General features: G+C 43.9%; 11 protein-coding genes, 2 tRNA genes and 3 rRNA genes. 6 read left to right on the forward strand and 10 right to left on the reverse strand.

Annotated features, from left to right (window positions below):
- Positions 1-90: 90 nt before the first annotated feature.
- The 5 genes from rrf to F8R90_RS24875 form a co-directional block, all read right to left on the reverse strand.
- A 5S ribosomal RNA gene (gene rrf, locus F8R90_RS24855) occupies positions 91-208 on the reverse strand.
- Positions 209-268: 60 nt separating this feature from the next.
- A 23S ribosomal RNA gene (locus F8R90_RS24860) occupies positions 269-3159 on the reverse strand.
- Positions 3160-3347: 188 nt separating this feature from the next.
- A tRNA-Ala gene (locus F8R90_RS24865) sits at positions 3348-3420 on the reverse strand.
- 80 nt (positions 3421-3500) lie between these two features.
- Positions 3501-3574 (reverse strand) — tRNA-Ile (locus tag F8R90_RS24870).
- A gap of 129 nt (positions 3575-3703) precedes the next feature.
- Positions 3704-5192 (reverse strand): 16S ribosomal RNA (locus F8R90_RS24875).
- Together the 16S, 23S and 5S rRNA genes with 2 tRNA genes alongside form the textbook arrangement of a ribosomal RNA operon.
- Positions 5193-5504: 312 nt before the next feature.
- On the opposite strand from F8R90_RS24875, the gene nadC reads away from it, so the two are divergent.
- On the forward strand, positions 5505-6371 hold the full coding sequence (gene nadC / locus F8R90_RS24880) for a carboxylating nicotinate-nucleotide diphosphorylase (RefSeq protein WP_196512896.1): 867 nt from the start codon (positions 5505-5507) through the stop codon (positions 6369-6371).
- Between the two features lie 122 nt (positions 6372-6493).
- Here the strand turns inward: nadC and F8R90_RS24885 are convergent, their stop codons facing one another.
- The 3 genes from F8R90_RS24885 to F8R90_RS24895 all read right to left on the reverse strand — a co-directional run bounded on the left by F8R90_RS24885 (position 6494) and on the right by F8R90_RS24895 (position 11784).
- Complete coding sequence (locus tag F8R90_RS24885) at positions 6494-9187, reverse strand: PAS domain S-box protein (protein WP_196512897.1); 2694 nt, start codon at positions 9185-9187, stop codon at positions 6494-6496.
- Positions 9188-9699: 512 nt separating this feature from the next.
- The gene (locus F8R90_RS24890; RefSeq protein ID WP_196512898.1) at positions 9700-10875 is read right to left on the reverse strand and encodes a DNA double-strand break repair nuclease NurA; all 1176 of its coding nucleotides are present in this window, start codon (positions 10873-10875) and stop codon (positions 9700-9702) included.
- Positions 10876-10998: 123 nt separating this feature from the next.
- The gene (locus F8R90_RS24895) at positions 10999-11784 is read right to left on the reverse strand and encodes an HAD family hydrolase (RefSeq protein ID WP_196512899.1); all 786 of its coding nucleotides are present in this window, start codon (positions 11782-11784) and stop codon (positions 10999-11001) included.
- A 299-nt stretch (positions 11785-12083) separates the two neighbouring features.
- On the opposite strand from F8R90_RS24895, the gene F8R90_RS24900 reads away from it, so the two are divergent.
- Entirely contained in the window at positions 12084-13808 is a 1725-nt protein-coding gene (locus F8R90_RS24900) for a peroxidase family protein (RefSeq protein ID WP_196512900.1), read from the forward strand.
- Positions 13809-13904: 96 nt separating this feature from the next.
- On the opposite strand, the gene F8R90_RS24905 is transcribed toward F8R90_RS24900, so the two are convergent.
- Both F8R90_RS24905 and F8R90_RS24910 read right to left on the reverse strand, forming a co-directional pair.
- Positions 13905-14756: a metal ABC transporter permease gene (locus F8R90_RS24905; protein ID WP_196512901.1), complete on the reverse strand. Its 852-nt coding sequence runs from the start codon at positions 14754-14756 to the stop codon at positions 13905-13907.
- Positions 14757-14788: 32 nt separating this feature from the next.
- Positions 14789-15559, reverse strand: a complete 771-nt coding sequence (locus tag F8R90_RS24910; RefSeq protein ID WP_442946760.1) for a metal ABC transporter ATP-binding protein — start codon at positions 15557-15559, stop codon at positions 14789-14791.
- A gap of 146 nt (positions 15560-15705) precedes the next feature.
- On the opposite strand from F8R90_RS24910, the gene F8R90_RS24915 reads away from it, so the two are divergent.
- The 4 genes from F8R90_RS24915 to F8R90_RS24930 all read left to right on the forward strand — a co-directional run bounded on the left by F8R90_RS24915 (position 15706) and on the right by F8R90_RS24930 (position 18819).
- Entirely contained in the window at positions 15706-16722 is a 1017-nt protein-coding gene (locus F8R90_RS24915) for a metal ABC transporter substrate-binding protein (RefSeq protein ID WP_196512903.1), read from the forward strand.
- A 140-nt stretch (positions 16723-16862) separates the two neighbouring features.
- On the forward strand, positions 16863-17198 hold the full coding sequence (locus F8R90_RS24920) for a hypothetical protein (RefSeq protein WP_190897299.1): 336 nt from the start codon (positions 16863-16865) through the stop codon (positions 17196-17198).
- Between the two features lie 93 nt (positions 17199-17291).
- The gene (locus F8R90_RS24925) at positions 17292-18071 is read left to right on the forward strand and encodes a hypothetical protein (RefSeq protein WP_331000708.1); all 780 of its coding nucleotides are present in this window, start codon (positions 17292-17294) and stop codon (positions 18069-18071) included.
- A 22-nt stretch (positions 18072-18093) separates the two neighbouring features.
- Positions 18094-18819, forward strand: a complete 726-nt coding sequence (locus tag F8R90_RS24930) for a prolyl oligopeptidase family serine peptidase (protein ID WP_196512904.1) — start codon at positions 18094-18096, stop codon at positions 18817-18819.
- Positions 18820-18921: the final 102 nt, after the last annotated feature.

Genomic DNA, 18921 nt, shown 5'->3' on the forward strand with positions numbered 1-18921 from the left:
GGTGATAGTGTGTTGTTTTAGCAGTAGATACCTGAAATCAAAAACCCCCTAGCTGTGATATGAGCTAGGGGGCTTTGATATAAAAATGAATCCTGGCATCGAGCTATTTTTGCGTAGGGCTACCCCTAAACTATCGTGGCCGCAGCAGCGTTTCACCTCTGAGTTCGGGAAGGGTTCAGTGTGGTTCCACCGCGCAATAGACACCAGGAAATATTGTTGGGTCAGAGACCCTGAAGACTGCACAGTAACGCGAAACCAAATGATTTATGAGGTCAAGCCCTCGGTCTGTTAGCACGGCTCGGCTACATACATTGCTGCACTTCCACCTACCGCCTAAGAACGGGTGTTCTTCCCGTGACCTTACCCACTTACGTGGTGAGAGCACTCATCTTGAGGTGGGCTTCCCACTTAGATGCTTTCAGCGGTTATCCGCTCCGCACTTGGCTACCCAGCGTTTACCGTTGGCACGATAACTGGTACACCAGCGGTGCGTTCCTCCCGGTCCTCTCGTACTAAGGAGGACTCCTCTCAATGCTCTTACGCCTGCACCGGATATGGACCGAACTGTCTCACGACGTTCTGAACCCAGCTCACGTACCGCTTTAATGGGCGAACAGCCCAACCCTTGGGACGTACTTCCGCCCCAGGTTGCGATGAGCCGACATCGAGGTGCCAAACCTCCCCGTCGATGTGGACTCTTGGGGGAGATCAGCCTGTTATCCCTAGAGTAACTTTTATCCGTTGAGCGACGGCCATTCCACTCTGCGCCGTCGGATCACTAAGGCCTACTTTCGTACCTGCTCGACTTGTCAGTCTTGCAGTCAAGCTCCCTTTATGCCTTTACACTCGCCGCACGGTTTCCAAGCGTGCTGAGGGAACCTTTGCGCGCCTCCGTTACCTTTTAGGAGGCGACCGCCCCAGTCAAACTGCCCACCTGAAACTGTTCCCTGACCAGATAATGGTCATGGGTTAGAATTCTAGCTTCGCCAGAGTGGTATCTCACCGTTGGCTCCATACTCCCCACAAGGAATACTTCATCGCCTCCCACCTATCCTGCGCAAGCCAAGCCCGAACACAATTCCAGGCTACAGTAAAGCTTCATAGGGTCTTTCTGTCCAGGTGCAGGCAGTCCGTATCTTCACAGACATTCCTATTTCGCCGAGTCTCTCTCTGAGACACCATCCAGATCGTTACGCCTTTCGTGCGGGTCGGAACTTACCCGACAAGGAATTTCGCTACCTTAGGACCGTTATAGTTACGGCCGCCGTTCACCGGGGCTTCGGTCGCTAGCTTCAAGGTTTCCCCCTGACCAACTTCCTTAACCTTCCGGCACTGGGCAGGCGTCAGCCCCCATACTGCGTCTTAATGACTTTGCGGAGACCTGTGTTTTTGGTAAACAGTCGCCTGGATCTCTTCACTGCGACCCACGTCTGAGGTGGGCACCCCTTCTTCCGAAGTTACGGGGCCATTTTGCCGAGTTCCTTAGAGAGAGTTATCTCGCGCCCCTTGGTATTCTCAACCTCCCTACCTGTGTCGGTTTCGGGTACAGGTAACTGTAAGTTAACGTGTTTAGAGCTTTTCTTGGAAGCTAGACTATGCCACTTCCCCACCGTAGTGGGTCGTACTCACGCCTCAACTCGAAACGTTTTCGCCGTCTCTCAACATCTTGACGCTTGAACCGGTAACCAACATCCGGCTGACAATTATCTTCTCCGTCCCTCTGCACAACCTACAATCAGTACGGGAATTTTAACCCGTTGTCCATCGACTACGCCGTTCGGCCTCGCCTTAGGCCCTGACTAACCCTCCGGGGACGAACCTGGCGGAGGAAACCTTAGGGTTTCGGGGCATTGGATTCTCACCAATGTTTGCGCTACTCAAGCCGACATTCTCACTTCCGTTTCGTCCACAGCTGCTTGCCGCTACTGCTTCTACCTACGACGGAACGCTCCCCTACCGATTAATCAATTGATTAATCCCACAGCTTCGGTACATCGCTTAGCCCCGTTCATTTTCGGCGCGAGAGCGCTTGACTAGTGAGCTATTACGCACTCTTTCAAGGGTGGCTGCTTCTAGGCAAACCTCCTAGTTGTCTGTGCACTCTCACCTCCTTTATCACTTAGCGATGATTTGGGGACCTTAGCTGGTGGTCTGGGCTGTTTCCCTCTTGACAATGAAGCTTATCCCCCACTGTCTCACTGGCAATGTGTGCTCTGGGTATTCAGAGTTTGTCTCGATTTGGTACCGGTCTCCCAGCCCGCACCGAAACAGTGCTTTACCCCCCAGATATAATCATTACCGCTGCGCCTAAACACATTTCGGGGAGAACCAGCTAGCTCCTGGTTCGATTGGCATTTCACCCCTAACCACAGCTCATCCGCTGATTTTTCAACATCAGTCGGTGCGGACCTCCACTTGGTGTTACCCAAGCTTCATCCTGGCCATGGTTAGATCACCAGGGTTCGGGTCTATAAACACTGATTATCGCCCTTTTCAGACTCGGTTTCCCTTTGGCTCCAGCATTCTCGCTTTAACCTACCAGTGCCTATAAGTCGCCGGCTCATTCTTCAACAGGCACGCGGTCAGACTTTGAATAGTCCTCCCACTGCTTGTAAGCTAACGGTTTCATGTTCTATTTCACTCCCCTTCCGGGGTTCTTTTCACCTTTCCCTCGCGGTACTGGTTCACTATCGGTCACACAGTAGTATTTAGCCTTACGAGGTGGTCCTCGCTGATTCACATGGGATTCCTCGTGCCCCATGCTACTCGGGATTCAGCTACTATCCTTTAACTTTCGACTACAGGACTTTCACCTTCTTTGGTGCAGTATTTAGCTGCTTCGTCTAGCCTCCAGATTCGATATCGCTGTCCCACTACCCCAATCGGTAAACCAATTGGTTTAGGCTTTTCCCCTTTCGCTCACCACTACTTAGGGAATCTCTGTTTTGATTTCTCTTCCTCCAGCTACTAAGATGTTTCAATTCGCTGGGTTGGCTCTCTCCTGCCTATATATTCAGCAGGTAGTATATAGGGTTGCCCCATTCGGAAATCTCCGGCTCAATGTTTGCTTCCAACTCCCCGGAGCATATCGTCGGTAACCACGTCCTTCATCGCCTCTGTGTGCCTAGGTATCCACCGTTAGCCCTTATTAGCTTGACCACTCAATACATTTGGTGTTTCACATTTTGCATTCACTCAACATTCTTTCAGAATGTCTGTGTCTGCCTGCTAATTTCGCGTTACTATGCAGTTTTCAAGGTTCTGGCTGAGATCAACTCAGCAGTCTGACTCAATTAAGTCATGTTGCTGAACTCTCACAAAATTTTATCAATGGCAATCGCCACAGGTGGAGGTTAGCGGACTCGAACCGCTGACATCCTGCTTGCAAAGCAGGCGCTCTACCAACTGAGCTAAACCCCCAGATTATAATTCGTAATTCATAATTCTTAATTCGTAGTTAATCACGAATTACGAATTAGCAATTACTAATTACTTTCAGGTGGGCCATCCTGGACTCGAACCAGGGACCTCACCCTTATCAGGGGTGCGCTCTAACCACCTGAGCTAATAGCCCATATCGAACCAAATCATAGTTTGAAAGCTTTCAACATTTGCAAATGTCTGCGACCGACCTAGGTTAGACCAACTTACTATCTATTTAACTGTGTGTTTTTCGATATGTAAGGGGTGTAGGTCTCCCTAAAAAGGAGGTGATCCAGCCACACCTTCCGGTACGGCTACCTTGTTACGACTTCACCCCAGTCACCAGTCCTGCCTTAGGCATCCTCCCCCCCGAAAGGTTGGAGTAATGACTTCGGGCACTACCAGCTTCCATGGTGTGACGGGCGGTGTGTACAAGGCCCGGGAACGAATTCACTGCAGTATGCTGACCTGCAATTACTAGCGATTCCTCCTTCACGCAGGCGAGTTGCAGCCTGCGATCTGAACTGAGCTCCGGTTTACGGGATTTGCTTGCATTCGCATGCTTGCTGCCCTCTGTCCGGAGCATTGTAGTACGTGTGTAGCCCAAGGCGTAAGGGGCATGCTGACTTGACGTCATCCCCACCTTCCTCCGGTTTGTCACCGGCAGTCTCTCTAGAGTGCCCAACTTAATGCTGGCAACTAAAAACGAGGGTTGCGCTCGTTGCGGGACTTAACCCAACATCTCACGACACGAGCTGACGACAGCCATGCACCACCTGTGTTCGCGCTCCCGAAGGCACTCTTCCCTTTCAAGAAGATTCGCGACATGTCAAGCCTTGGTAAGGTTCTTCGCGTTGCATCGAATTAAACCACATACTCCACCGCTTGTGCGGGCCCCCGTCAATTCCTTTGAGTTTCACCGTTGCCGGCGTACTCCCCAGGCGGGATACTTAACGCGTTAGCTACGGCACGGCTCGGGTCGATACAAGCCACGCCTAGTATCCATCGTTTACGGCTAGGACTACTGGGGTATCTAATCCCATTCGCTCCCCTAGCTTTCGTCCCTCAGTGTCAGTTGCGGCCTAGCAGAGCGCCTTCGCCACCGGTGTTCTTCCTGATCTCTACGCATTTCACCGCTACACCAGGAATTCCCTCTGCCCCGAACGCACTCTAGCCATGTAGTTTCCACTGCTCTTATCTAGTTGAGCTAGACTCTTTAACAGCAGACTTACATAGCCACCTGCGGACGCTTTACGCCCAATCATTCCGGATAACGCTTGCATCCTCCGTATTACCGCGGCTGCTGGCACGGAGTTAGCCGATGCTTATTCCTCAGGTACCGTCATTGTGTTCTTCCCTGAGAAAAGAGGTTTACGACCCAAGAGCCTTCCTCCCTCACGCGGTATTGCTCCGTCAGGCTTTCGCCCATTGCGGAAAATTCCCCACTGCTGCCTCCCGTAGGAGTCTGGGCCGTGTCTCAGTCCCAGTGTGGCTGATCGTCCTCTCAGACCAGCTACTGATCGTCGCCTAGGTGCGCCTTTACCACACCTACTAGCTAATCAGACGCGAGCTCATCTTCAGGCAGTTAACCTTTCACCTCTCGGCACATCCGGTATTAGCCACCGTTTCCAGTGGTTGTCCCAGACCTAAAGCCAGATTCTCACGCGTTACTCACCCGTCCGCCACTGTGTCCGAAGACACCGTTCGACTTGCATGTGTTAAGCATACCGCCAGCGTTCATCCTGAGCCAGGATCAAACTCTCCGTTTTGAAGTGTTTGCTTTATTAGCTCAATTAGCTGCTCTTTTTTAACTTCAGCTTAGTTATCTTTATTTTCTTGACGCAGACCACTTGCTGTATAGTGGCTTTCAAACTATAATATTTTCAAGGTTCGGTTCCCTGAATGCGTCGCGTTTTCGCTCTCCGCTTCAGGCACTTATTCAATATAGCGAACCCAACTCTTTGTGTCAACTATTTTTTCCAATATTATTTTGGACGGCTTTCCTATCACTATCAAAGCCTTAGAGAGTAAGAGTTTTAGGCTATAGTATTCCTAAAAGTCACTAAGGAAGCAATAAAGTTGTGAGAAATTCTGGTGTTTTGCCGCCCTGGCTGGTTTTAGATCCACTGTTGCGTGGCTGGTTGATGGAGGATATTGGCAGGGGCGATCGCACAACAAATACACTACTAGTAGAAGATGTGACGCTAGGCTCTGCTAAATGGATCGCTAAAGCTTCAGGGATAATTGCTGGCTTACCAGTTGCTGCTAGAGTGTTTCAGATTTTGAATGAAAAAGTTAGCTTTGTGGCGGTTGCGGCTGAAGGTGCATGGTGTGAGCCGGGACAGGTAGTAGCTGAAATTTATGGTTCGCTGGATGCGCTGCTGATGGGGGAACGAGTTGCGCTCAATTTGGCTATGCGCTTGAGTGGGATTGCGACGCTGACTAATATATATGTAGAGAAAATTGCTGATTTACCTGCTCAGTTGGTGGATACGCGTAAAACTACACCAGGGCTGAGACTGTTGGAAAAGTACGCGACTGCTTTGGGTGGAGCGATTAATCACCGCATGGGGTTGGATGATGCAGTGATGATTAAGGATAATCACATTGCGGCGGCTGGGGGAATTGGAGAAGCTGTTACCCGTATTCGTTCTCAGATTCCTTATCCCTTGACTATAGAGATTGAGACGGAAAGTTTAGAGCAGGTGAAAGAAGCTTTGCGGTACAATGCTGACATTATTATGTTGGACAATATGCCTTTGGATATGATGGGTCAAGCGGTGCAGTTGATTCGCCAGCAGGATAGGCGAGTGAAAATTGAAGCTTCGGGGAATGTGACTTTGGAAACGATTCGCGGTGTAGCAGAGGCGGGTGTTGACTATATTTCTAGTAGTGCGCCGATTACTCAGTCGAAGTGGTTGGATTTGAGTATGAGGATTGTACTTTAAATAAATAAGCCGAATAATTCCGCTGCAAAATTAGCGTAATCTCTCATTTTTTGAGGTTCTCAGTCTAAAACAATGCAAGCAAAGTCGCCAGACTTTTTCTGCGGGGCTTATTAAATTCCTGTTTAAATTGGAATTTCAATCCAGAATTCTGTACCATTTCCTGGTTCTGATAGACAATTCAAAATTCCACCATGTTTTTCTACTACAATTTGGTAGCTAATTGATAGCCCTAGTCCTGTTCCCTTACCCACTGGTTTTGTCGTGAAGAAGGGATCGAATAACCGTTTTCTAACGTCTTCCTCCATTCCTAATCCGTTGTCAGTAATTCGAATGACCACAAATTTCCTGTCTAAAATTTCAGTACGAATTATAATTTGCGGTTTATCAGTTGTTTTTAACTTGACCATTGACTCTTCTAAAGCATCGATTGCATTTGTCAAAATATTCATAAATACTTGATTAAGCTGCCCAGGATAGCAATCAACTAAGGGTAAATTGCCATATTTTTTAACAATAGATATATCTAGCCCAATACCATTATTTTTCCAACGGTGATGCAAAATTAATAGTGTATTTTCAATTCCTTCATGAATATCAACTAGTTTTTTATCTGCTTCATCGTGACGGGAAAAATTCCGCAATCCCAAAACAATTTCACGGATACGATTAGTACCCATATTCATTGAAGACAGGAGTTTAGAAAGATCATCGGTAATAAATTCTAAATCAATTTTTTCAGCAAAATCTTGAATTTCTGCTTGGGGGGTGGGATAGTGTTGCTGATAAAGGTGCAATAGGGTTAACATCTCTTGAAAGTATTCGTTAGCATAGGTTAAGTTGCCGTGAATAAAATTAACAGGATTGTTGATTTCATGGGCAACTCCAGCTACTAATTGTCCCAAGCTAGACATTTTTTCATTCTGGATCAGTTGAGATTGAGTTTGCTGCAATTTATGCAAGGTTTCGGTGAGTTTTTCGGCTTGAGTTTGAGCAACTAAAGTAGCAGAGCGACTTTGGGTATAAAGTTGTGCATGATCTATGGCGATCGCTAGTTGATCGCAAACAGCTTGTAGCAGGCTAATTTCACTGTTAGTCCAAATGCGATCGCCACTGCAATGACTGCACACAATTGCCCCAATCTCACCGGAATTACTCTTAACTGGTAACAGTAGTTGAGATGTGATGCTAAATTCAGTTAAAAATTCTTGCAAATCATAATCGAGATGTAAGTTGCTCTTAATATCGTCAATGCAAATTAACTCTTGAGAGAGAAGTATTTTTGTTAAAAAAGTACTTTTTTGCAGCGGAATACTGCCTAACATGGTTGGTAAGTTAGGGTTTCGCGCTTCATAACTAATAGTGAGGCTTGGTTGGGATGGGTGCGATAAGTAAGAAAGAAAGTAGCAACGATCAATTTGTAATAAGCTACGAATTTCATTGACCGCAGTTTCTAGGATCATATCTAGGTCAAGAGAACTGCGGATTTGACTAGCTAGACGCAGTAATAAGGCTTCCCGACGGCTGAGGAGTTCTTCTCGCGCCAAGATGCGGTCAATAGCTACAGCAATATTATTAGCAATCCAATTTAATAGGTTATGAGTTGGTTCGGTAAATAATTGCTTGCTGAATAAAGCTATTATGCCGATTAGCTGCTGCTCTACTATCAGGGGATAAGCAGAAAATCGAACAATTGAGAATGTAGAATCGAGAAATTTTTCGGAATTATTAATTGATAACTCTTCGTTAATAATAGGTTGATGATTTTGAGTCATTAAGCCAATAATATTATTAGCTACAACCATGTGATTTGGGAAATCTTGTGTATCGCTCAAAGCACTGCAAGTAACATCTGTACAATGAACACCAGCCTGTAATTGTAGCTGGTTTGTCTGTCGTTCAAATGTCCAAATACAAACAAAGGCAATATCAAGATATTGGGAAATAGTATTTGTACAGTTTTGTAGAATTTCTGGAAGTGTGCCACTTTGAGATAAAGCTAAACTGACTTCTGCACTCAAAACTGACAAGCGCGATCGCTCCAATAAAGCTAACTCTGAGAGCTTACGTTGTGTAATATCTGTACGAATTGATACATGTTGATAGGGTTTTCCATCTGGGTTCAACATTGGGGCGATCAAAGTATCCACCCAATAAAAACTGCCATCCTTGGCTTTATTTTTAATCTCTCCTTTCCATATTTTTCCTTGGACAATAGTTTTCCATAAATTTGCAAAAAATTCTTTTGTATGATGTCCAGAATTGATAATGCGATGATCTTGCCCTAGAAGTTCTTCTCTAGAATATTGAGAAATTTCACAAAATTGGTCATTGACATAGGTTATTCTTCCAGCTTTATCAGTAATAGCTACTAGTGAATGGGCATTTAAGGCAAATTTAAAAGCTTCTAGTTCTCGGATAGACTTTTGTAACTCTATCTCATTCTCTTTATTACGATCAATGTCACGAGCTACTGCATAAATCAACTTTTCTTCGCTGAAGCCAGTTGCATTCCATGAAAGCCATTTATAAGAACCATCCCGACAAAGATAGCGATTTTCAAAGCTGATTGCATCTACAGACTGTGTAATTTTTTGGGCTGCAACAATAGTGGATTCACGGTCATCAGGGTGAACAAATTCGATAAAGGGTTTGCTAATGAGTTCTTGTTCAGACCAACCTAGCGTTTTTGTCCATTTTGGGTTTAGATACTTAAAATAACCGTCAAAATTAGCAATACACAATAAATCTATAGAAAGTGAGAAAAATCGAGAGTATTTTTCTTCAGATTGTTTGTACCCAGATTTTACTAGTTTCATAAATTGTATAGATATCAAACTTTTTTGGTTATAGATAAAATAAGTTAATACGCTTTTCGGAAATTTAATAACCATCTCAATGGGATATCATCGAGCAAGAAACTACCTAATATGAGTTCCCATGCAGACTGTTTATTTTACGAATAAATACGTAATAAACGTGATAGCAGAGGCAAGAATTATCTAGTAGTTTTTACTGAAAAAGCTAGCTAGTTATTGACTTAATTCCCTACTAAATAAAGGTTTCCCAAAAAAGGTGTAAAGTAAACATTTATATTTTGAATTAAAGATAAGAAGTGTTACGTAAGAGCAGCAACTTTTACTTAACTGCATCAATCCTTTAATCTGCTTAAGATCGTTTGCCAGGGTATCGTGCTTTGCTATCTCTAGCTTGGCTAACGTGTCAGCGCTATTAACAGGACAAATGTAAACACTATGAATTGGGATGGCTGCGATCGCCAATTTCAAAACCCGTATATTCAAACGATAACCCTAGATCACTCTAGAAGTTCCTAAGCAATACTGCCCCGCTTTCTGGCTTCTTTATAGGAAGTTCCCACATTTTTCAGACCAGCTTTAATCATTTGTTGTTCGAGGAGGGCAAAAAAGCGTGCTCTATCACCACCCTTTACGACTGCTTGATTATGGGCTTCTGCGATCGCTACAGGGTAGCCATATCCTTTTTGCACTTGTGCTAGCATTAGCCCCAATGCTTGGTCTAACATAGTTGCATTCTCTGCTACCCATGCCGGAACTTCGATTCGGGCAATTTCAGTGCCAACGTGGACGTAGCAAAAGTAAATAGTTTGGTCTCCGTAGAGTTCGAGAATGGGGGAATTACTGCGCCAAAGGGTGCTGCGTTGTCCTGGTTTGAGTCGGGTTGCCCAAACAGAAGTATCTCGCAACTGTTCAAAAATTTTACAAGCTACTTTTTCTAGCTGGTTTGGGCAATAAGTTTTACAGTCTGGCACTGGATGAGGACAAGCTAACAACCGTAAAAAGTTCATTGTTTCGATGCTACGAGAGGCACTAAGATAGCCCATTAAAGGAATTTTAGCCTCACGCATCTGCTGCCAAGCTTCGAGGATAGGGGGTAAAATGCGATCGCGTGCATCCACTGGCAACTGTTCTAAAAACCAGTAAACTAGGGAACCATCTACCATCGCCAATGCTGGTGCTTCCCCTTTCGCTGCACAGGCAAGTTCTGCCAACACCGTTGTTTCTGAAGCAGTGCGACGGAAACTCATCCATTCTTCGGTTCTAATTCCCCACTGCCGAGACATGTATAAATCTTCCGGGCGGTAAAATACCTCTGGCAAACTATCGAGTAACGGATGGCGATTTTGTCCGTAGTGTAAAACTACTCTGCCAATATTTAGGAGATAGCAGTAAGCAATTTCATGATGGTTAGGGGCAATTTGTGAACCGTCAGTAGCGATGACAGTATGGATTTTTGGAGGAACTGGGATATCTATGCAGGTTTCTAGCGGCTCAATTGGGGTAGCATTAGCAAAGAGAATGCGATCGCGCCATTTTTCTTGGCGATCGATTAAATCTTGTTGAGACTCGTAAGCATTTTTGAGATGTTGTTGCGCCAATTCTAAACGCTGGCGACTAGCAGCAGCTTCTAAGGTAAGATGCTGACTTAAGCCCTGCATTTGTCGCGCCAGTTTTGTCAGGTCAAGCATAGGATTTTAAATTTAATATTAAGATAAGATTGCAAATTTCGGCGTTTAAATCTCACACAAAGACGCAAAGATAACCTCTGCGTCTATGTACTTTTATATCTGGCGTGAGATTATCTTCATTTTTCAATGCCAAGCAGAGAAATCTTTGGCAAACTGAGACAGTGATACCAGATGAATTCGTGGATCATTTTGGGCGGCTTCCCGTTCTGCTTGGGTATTATAACCCCAGTCAGCAAGAAAGAGTTTCACATGTTCAAGGTCTGATTGCTGTTGGACTAACTGCAAAGTCTTGAGTCTATCTTCTACAAACCAAAGACTAACTTGGTTATCTCCTACTGCCTGGATTAATTCTCGCAGAATTTCATATTTAGGACGCTTGACTTCTTTACCAAAAATTGCTGCTGGTGCTAAGTTCACTCCTTCTTGTTGCAACAACTGCTGTACAAAACGCCCTTCTTTAGTTGTCACAATATATAGCTTAACCCCACTGTCAAGAGTTAATTTGATTTTTTCTATGACACCTGGATAAAATCTATGCAGACTTAGCCAACCGTCCAAATCGGTGGTAATCCATTCATCCCGTTGTTTATCTAGCTTTGCACCAATTTCTCTTGCTTGTATCTTGTCAGTTAACAAAAGTTGTGGGGCGATGCTTACCCATTCATGAAGAATTTTTTCATCAGGAATTCCATCTACCAACGCTTTGATTAAAACAGGCATTTCCCAACCTGTTTCAATTACAGGTCGTAGGCGATAGAATCTCAAAGCTAAATCATCTGGTGGTGCATCGTTAGCAGGAGACCAAATTTCACAGTAGGTACGCCATGCTACCTCAAAATATTCAATTAGTCCGTCGCAAATGACTCCATCAAAGTCTAGGGCTAAAATTGTGGGACTACCTGCTGTCATTGTTTTGAGGATGAAACTGCTGTTGCCAGCTTAACTGAACTAGCAATGATTTGTTGTATCAGAACTGTAAGCAGGAAAAATAGTCTGGATGATTGCAGGCGATCGCTCTACCACTCTTAAGTGAGTAACTCTTGATCGCATTCATGATTCCAAATTGCCTCGACCTTTTGCTTGCCAATGGTACCCCTGCGGGTACTATTACTTTGATAATCCGCAATGTCATTATTTAAATTCAGATTTCTCAGTGGAACTCCACTGACATATCAGAGGGAATTACCGGACTCCTAAAGGAAAAAACGATGCAAAATCTCCCTTTTGAATTTAGCCACGGCGGATATATCAAGGAAGAGACTGTGCAACAGAGAATAGCCTTACGTCCGCCAACGACTGAGGCGATTGATGTGGAGACAGATTTCGATTATCTCTTCCCAGATATTGCCAGAGATCCAAATAGTCTGCTTCCGGCAGACAATAACCAAGATATTATTAAAAAACTCAAAGAGCTAGGCGATGCAATAATTGACAGAGAAGGCCCTGAGCTTGAGGACGCTAACTCAAAAATACCTCCGGTTTATACTTACTGGGGACAATTTATCGATCATGATATTACTGCCAACACTGATCGGACTGTCACAGACCTCCAAACTGATATTACCAAAGACGATTTCAAGCCTCTGTCACCCGACTTCATAACCGATAAACTCAAGAATCTGCGTCGCCCCACTTTCGATCTTGACAGTGTTTATGGTGACGGGCCAACTCTAGACCCTAAAAACCCCACGGAAGCAAAAGACTTTTATCAAGAAGACGACCCAGTAAAACTGAAAGTTGGGCAAAACGCTGAACAAAATGCTAACGGCGACCCAATTCCTGGTGCCAAAATTCCACCAGAAAACGATTTATCGCGCGACCTGCCACGTAATAACAGAATAGCTGCGATCGCCGACAGTCGCAACGACGAAAATCTGATTGTGGCACAGTTCCACACTGCCTTTCTGCGTTTCCACAACGCAGTAGTTGACTGGGTGCGGAAGAACGAACCGAAGAATGCCAAAGACAATAAAAAACTATTTGTTCGGGCGCAGACTCTGGTTCGTTGGCACTACCAGTGGCTTGTCGTCAATGATTTCCTTAAAACAGTGACTGCAAAAGGGACAGTGGACAGCATTCTCAGCGATGGGCTGAAATTCTACCATCCCCGGCATGGAAATCTTTTCATGCCTCTAGAATTTTCCGTTGCAGCTTACCGTTTTGGACACAGTATGGTGCGGGCTGCTTATGACTACAACCGCAATTTTACAGACCAACCAGGAGCGCTGACAGATGCAACGTTTGTTTTACTTTTTGCTTTTACGGGAAAACGTGATATAGGCGGCCCGCCAGGCCCTGGCCCATCCAATACTCTACCTTTTAACTGGATTATTGAGTGGGATCGCTTTGTTGACAAAGAAAGCGCTGCCAAAAGGCAGACAAATTCTGCACGAAAAATCGACACGCATCTTGCATTTCCTTTGTCAGAACTACTTAATGAAGGCAACGATGCACAACCTCCTATTCAACAACTTCTGAAGCACCTTGCTAAACGGAACCTATTACGTGGATATTTCCTCAGCATTCCCACCGGACAGAGCCTAGCTAAAAAACTTGGTATCAAAAAACTGACAGTGGAGGAACTTAAACAAGGCAATTCACCAGAATTAAATCAAGCCCTCGAACCTTTCCTAGAAAAGACTCCAGCGTGGTATTACGTCCTCAAAGAATCCGAAGTTCGTGCAAAGGGTGACTCTTTGGGCGAAGTTGGTAGCCACATTGTTGCTGAAACCATCATCGGCCTAATTAAGAACGACCGATCTTCCTACCTCAACGAGCGTGAGCATGGGCATGACCATGAGCACGAATTTGCTCACAAGTACGATCGTGTTTGGAACCCCTCCAAAGGTGTCAAGCTACCAAATGGTGGTGAAATTCGCGTGATTAGTGATTTCCTGAAGTTTGCTGGAGTGCTGCCAGCATCGTCTTGTTAGGTACTGAATAACGCAGCGCCTCATGGTTAGCAAATGTGTGTAGAGACTTTCCAATACAAAGTCTCTACACGCCGAAAAATCACTGTAATTCAAAGATTATGGTGTGAGCTTTCTGTTGCTCAAAGTAAAAATACCGTATCTAGGACTGAATAACAACGCCAAAATAAAGAATCCCGATACTACTAAAACGATCGCAGGGCCAGAGGGCAGGTTATAAAAGTAGCTGAGGTACATCCCGCTAATACTAGAAACTACGCCAATTACCGCACCCAAAATCATTACGTAGTTGAGACGTTTAACTAATAAATAGGCGGTGGCTCCTGGTGTAATCAAAAGTGATAATACTAAAATTACACCTACAGCTTTCATGCTGGCGACTATTGTTAAAGCTATTAGCACCATAAGCCCAAAGTTCAGCCGATTGACGGGCAAACCTGCGGCTTGAGCGCCTAAAGGATCAAAGGTGTAAAATAAAAGTTCTTTATATAATAAAACAACAACTATTAAAACAATAACGGCAATAATAGCAGTATCGCGCACTTCATCAATGGTAACGCCGAGAATATTCCCAAAAAGGAAGTGATTTAAGTCTATTTTGTTATCTTTTTGAATAACAGTAATTAGGGTGATGCCAAGGGCAAAGAATGCTGAAAATACTATGCCCATTGCCGCATCTTCTTTGATTGGCGATCGCACTCTAATCCAAGCGATCGCCATTGTACTCAAAACTCCGGCAATAAATGCCCCAACATATATATTTGCTCCTACCATAAAAGCGATCGCTAGTCCAGGCAAAACTGAGTGACTAATAGCATCACCCAGCAATGCTAGTCGCTGCACCATCAAGTAGCTGCCTACAACTGCACACAACATCCCAACTAAAATCGCAATCACGAGCGAGCGCTGCATAAAGCCATACTGCAACGGCTCAATTAATGCTTGTAACATAAAATGTCTTAAAATTACGAATTACGAATTATTCATGCAGCATCCGAAAAGTACATTACTTTACCGCTATAAGCACGATGTACATTCTCTTCTGTGAGTACTTGTTGCCGTGAACCTGTGGCGATTAATTCACGATTTAATAATATTAAGTCATCGAAGTGAGCGATTGATTCCCCTAAGTCATGGTTGACTACTAGCACAATTTTGTTATCGGCGGCGAGTTCATGGAACACTTCAAAAATCACTGACTGGGTTTTTTGATCAATACCTACTAGAGGTTCATCAAAGCAGAAGATTTCTGCTTGCTGTGTTAAAGCACGGGCTAAAAATACCCGTTGTTGTTGTCCTCCTGATAATTGTCCAATGGGGCGATCGCAATATTCGCTCATTCCAACTCTTTCTATGGCATTTTTTGCTACTTGGCGACTAACTGCCGAGAAGCTACGCAACCAGCCTGTCTTCTTTACTCGTCCCATCATGACTACATCCCAGACGGTGGCGGGGTAAGTCCAGTCAATTTGGCTACGTTGTGGTACATAAGCAACTTTCTCTAGTTGTTGCATCAAGGGTTTGCCTTGGCATAGCACCGTACCACTACTGACAGGAACCAAGCCTAACATTGCTTTCATTAGCGTACTTTTACCGGCACCGTTGGGGCCAAAAATACCCGTCAGTTTTCCAGGTTTGACGATACAGTTAACGTCCCTTAAGGCTTCTTGTGTCCGGTAGTATACCCCTAGATGGGCAACGCTAATTGCTGCTTTGGAACTCATATCAAAAGCTTTAATACTTTTTGCAGGCATTTCCTCTATTTTTGTCTGGGATAAGCGAGATTTTGCAGGAAAAGAGACGTTTTTCATAATCTGGTTTAAATATTTATTTCTTGAGCTTACTATAAAAATGAGAGAAATATGAAAAAATCTATAATTAGATGTAATATCCAAGATAAATGAAACTAATACTAGAGATAGACACCACTAATCCTTACGGCAAGGAAATAATCAGCAGGATGAAGGGAAAAATTCTTTTCCGGCTTTGTTTGGGAATACTTGTGCCTTTGGCATTACTCAGTTGTACCCAGAAAGACTCTAACTTCAACACTGCCAAGGGAGATAAGCCGCGAGTAGTTGCAACTAGTACTATCATTGCTGATTTGGCACAAGAGGTTGCAGGAGATGAAGTTCAACTAAGTGCAATCTTGAAACCGGGTACTGATCCTCATGTTTACGAACCAGTACCAGCAGACAGTAGAGTTTTGGAAGAAGCTGACTTGATTTTGTATAACGGCTACAACCTGGAACCGGGGTTGATTAAATTAATGAATGCTTCTGGTGGTAAGGCGCAAAAATTAGCTGTGGGGGAAGCAGTCAAATCTTTGCAGCTTGATAAAGGTAAAGGAGAAGTTGTGCCAGATCCGCACGTTTGGGGTAGTGCAGAAAATGCGATCGCAATGACGAATGCGATTCGGGATGGGTTGATTGAGTTATCACCTGAAGATAGAGAAAAATTTACTCAAAAGGCATCGCAACTTACTAATGAATTAAAACAGTTGCATAGCTGGATAAATCAACAGATTCAAACTATCCCCACAGATAAGCGAAAACTAGTGACAACCCATGATGCATTCCAATATTATGGACGTGCTTATGGGATTGCGATCGCAGGTACTTTAATTGGCATTAGTACCGAAGAACAACCAAGCGCTCAAACAGTCCAGCGATTGGTAGAGTCAATTAAAAAAATCGGTGTTTCTGCAATTTTTGCTGAGACTACAATTAACCCCGCTTTAATTAAAACTGTTGCCCAAGAAGCAGGGGTGAAATTAGCGCCAAATCAACTCTATTCTGATTCAATTGGTGCCAAGGGAAGTCCAGGAGATTCTTACATCAAAATGATGGAGGCTAATACTCGCACAATTGTAGAAGCATTGGGGGGGAAATATACGCCATTTCAACTAAAGAAGTAAATTCATCAGAATTAATATCTAACCTAAGACATGTTTTACTCAAATCTATTCTCAAAGTCTCTCCAGAGAAAGAACTATATGTAACTTCGATTTTCTACAGTGTTATTAGTAAAGCTACATTGTTGAATACCTGAAAAACCATGACTGATAAAAATCAAGAAAATCAAATTAATCAACCAGTAAGTGAAGATACACATTTACGAGAAGAACCGAACGTCAAAGAAAGAAACTTAACAGCGAATCCAGGAGATAGAATCGCTGATGAGTCTCAATCTATTGAAGAAAAGGCTCAACAGGTAGCTGTGGATGATGTACCAGACATTACAGGTGACAAGATTACAGTCCCAACTTATTTCGTTGTAGATGAACCCGACGGCGAAAAGAAAGCACTCCACCACGTTAAAGATGCTGAAGAGATTTCTGACGTAATTCGGCAAGCACGAGTTGACGAAAATGGAAATCGAATTTGGTGGTAGCCCTTCATTGAAGAGAAACGGGGACACAGGGACATGGAGAGTTCTTTCTTTGCGTCCCCGTATCTGTCTTTTTTGAGCAAGTTAGTCTATTTAGTGAAGCAAACAAATCTGGAAATTCTGCCAGGATGGATGGTGATGGCAAATGTCACAACTACCAAAGAGTTGAAATATTGGAGTACGCCAGAAATCAAAAATAAAATTTTAGAACTTGTTAAGGGCCACAATGTAGAGCCGTTAAAAGTCAAAGTAGAATTTTATAAAAATGAATTAGCGCCATATTTTACAGAGTTGAGCCGACGTAACCCGTTTGATAAGGTTGCAGAGCAAGTGGCGATCGTCACGGGAGTATGGGTGCCAATATGGTCTACAATACCCTATCAAGATATTTTACCTGGTAGGATACAGGATCAGTCTTACCAAATTTTTCATAATGATGGTTACTATGCAAATATTGCCCGCTATGCACCAGGATATCAGTCTGGTTTTTGGCAAAAATTTGTATCAAGACTACCAGCTTATGACTTAATGGTGTTGCAAAAGTATTCAGTTCGAGATGAGCAGTGGGATATTAAAAATGTTGGCATATTCCAGGCATTGAAGAATAGAGAGATTCCATTGACAATTGATGATGCAGACGAATGGTTTACGACAATTGTCGAATCGAAATTTAAAGAAGCAACACCAAATATAGACTTACAGCAAGAACTCAAATTAAAAGATATGGACAGAAATACTGTCAAAAAATTTGAAAAAGCTTACCTAGCTACTTCTTTTTTAGAGCATATATATATAGATAATGACTTTCGGTTAGTTAAGAGTCAACGAGAAGCAACACAGCGGCCAAGTTATACCATTGCTGTTCGCAAACGTTGAACTAACAAAATTTTTTAATGCTATGCCACTACTACAACGACAAGTTACTTCTAGCGACAGCTATAACTACCTGCTATTCTTGCCCGATGGGGTACATCCAGACGGTGGCGATGGCGTTCCGCCCACCGTAGACGATGCCTACGACGGGCTACGCCTACGCAACGAAACACAAGAGCTACTTTTGCCAACGATCCTGTTTTTACATGGCGCAGGTGAGAGAGGTTCTAACTTAGATAATGTGAAAAGGCACGGTGTCGCCAAGATTGTAGAACAACAGCCGGATTTCCCTTTTATTGTCATTTCACCCCAATGTCCGCAGGGTGAATATTGGAATGTAAAGCGATTAGGTACCCTTCTGGATGAGGTTATTGCATCCTATCGTGTTGAGCCAAATCGAGTTTACCTAACCGGCTTAAGCATGGGTGGTTACGGAACATGGCATTTAGCAGCAGTTCAGCCAGAACGATTTGCTGCGATCGCGCCTATCTGTGGCGGTGGTAATCCACAAGCAGCACGTAAACTGAAAAATCTTCCTGTGTGGGCGTTTCACGGAGCCAAAGATAATGTAGTTCCCTTAAGTGAGTCAGAAATCATGGTTTCTGCACTCAAAGCCTGTGACGGGAATGTAAAATTTACAGTTTACCCAGAAGCCAATCACGACTCGTGGACGCAGACATATAATAATCCAGAGTTGTATGAGTGGTTTTTACGGCATCAGCGACAGAAGGCGGTAAATAAAAGCTCTTAAACAATATTTAGTTTAATTAACTGAAAAAATCTTCATAGCCTACGATCGCAGATGCGCCCCTTTGTGAAGCTTCGGATCTATCGTTTATAGCGATCGCAATAA

The organism is Nostoc sp. NZL (assembly GCF_015714705.1).
In the GTDB taxonomy this organism is placed as follows: domain Bacteria; phylum Cyanobacteriota; class Cyanobacteriia; order Cyanobacteriales; family Nostocaceae; genus Nostoc; species Nostoc foliaceum_A.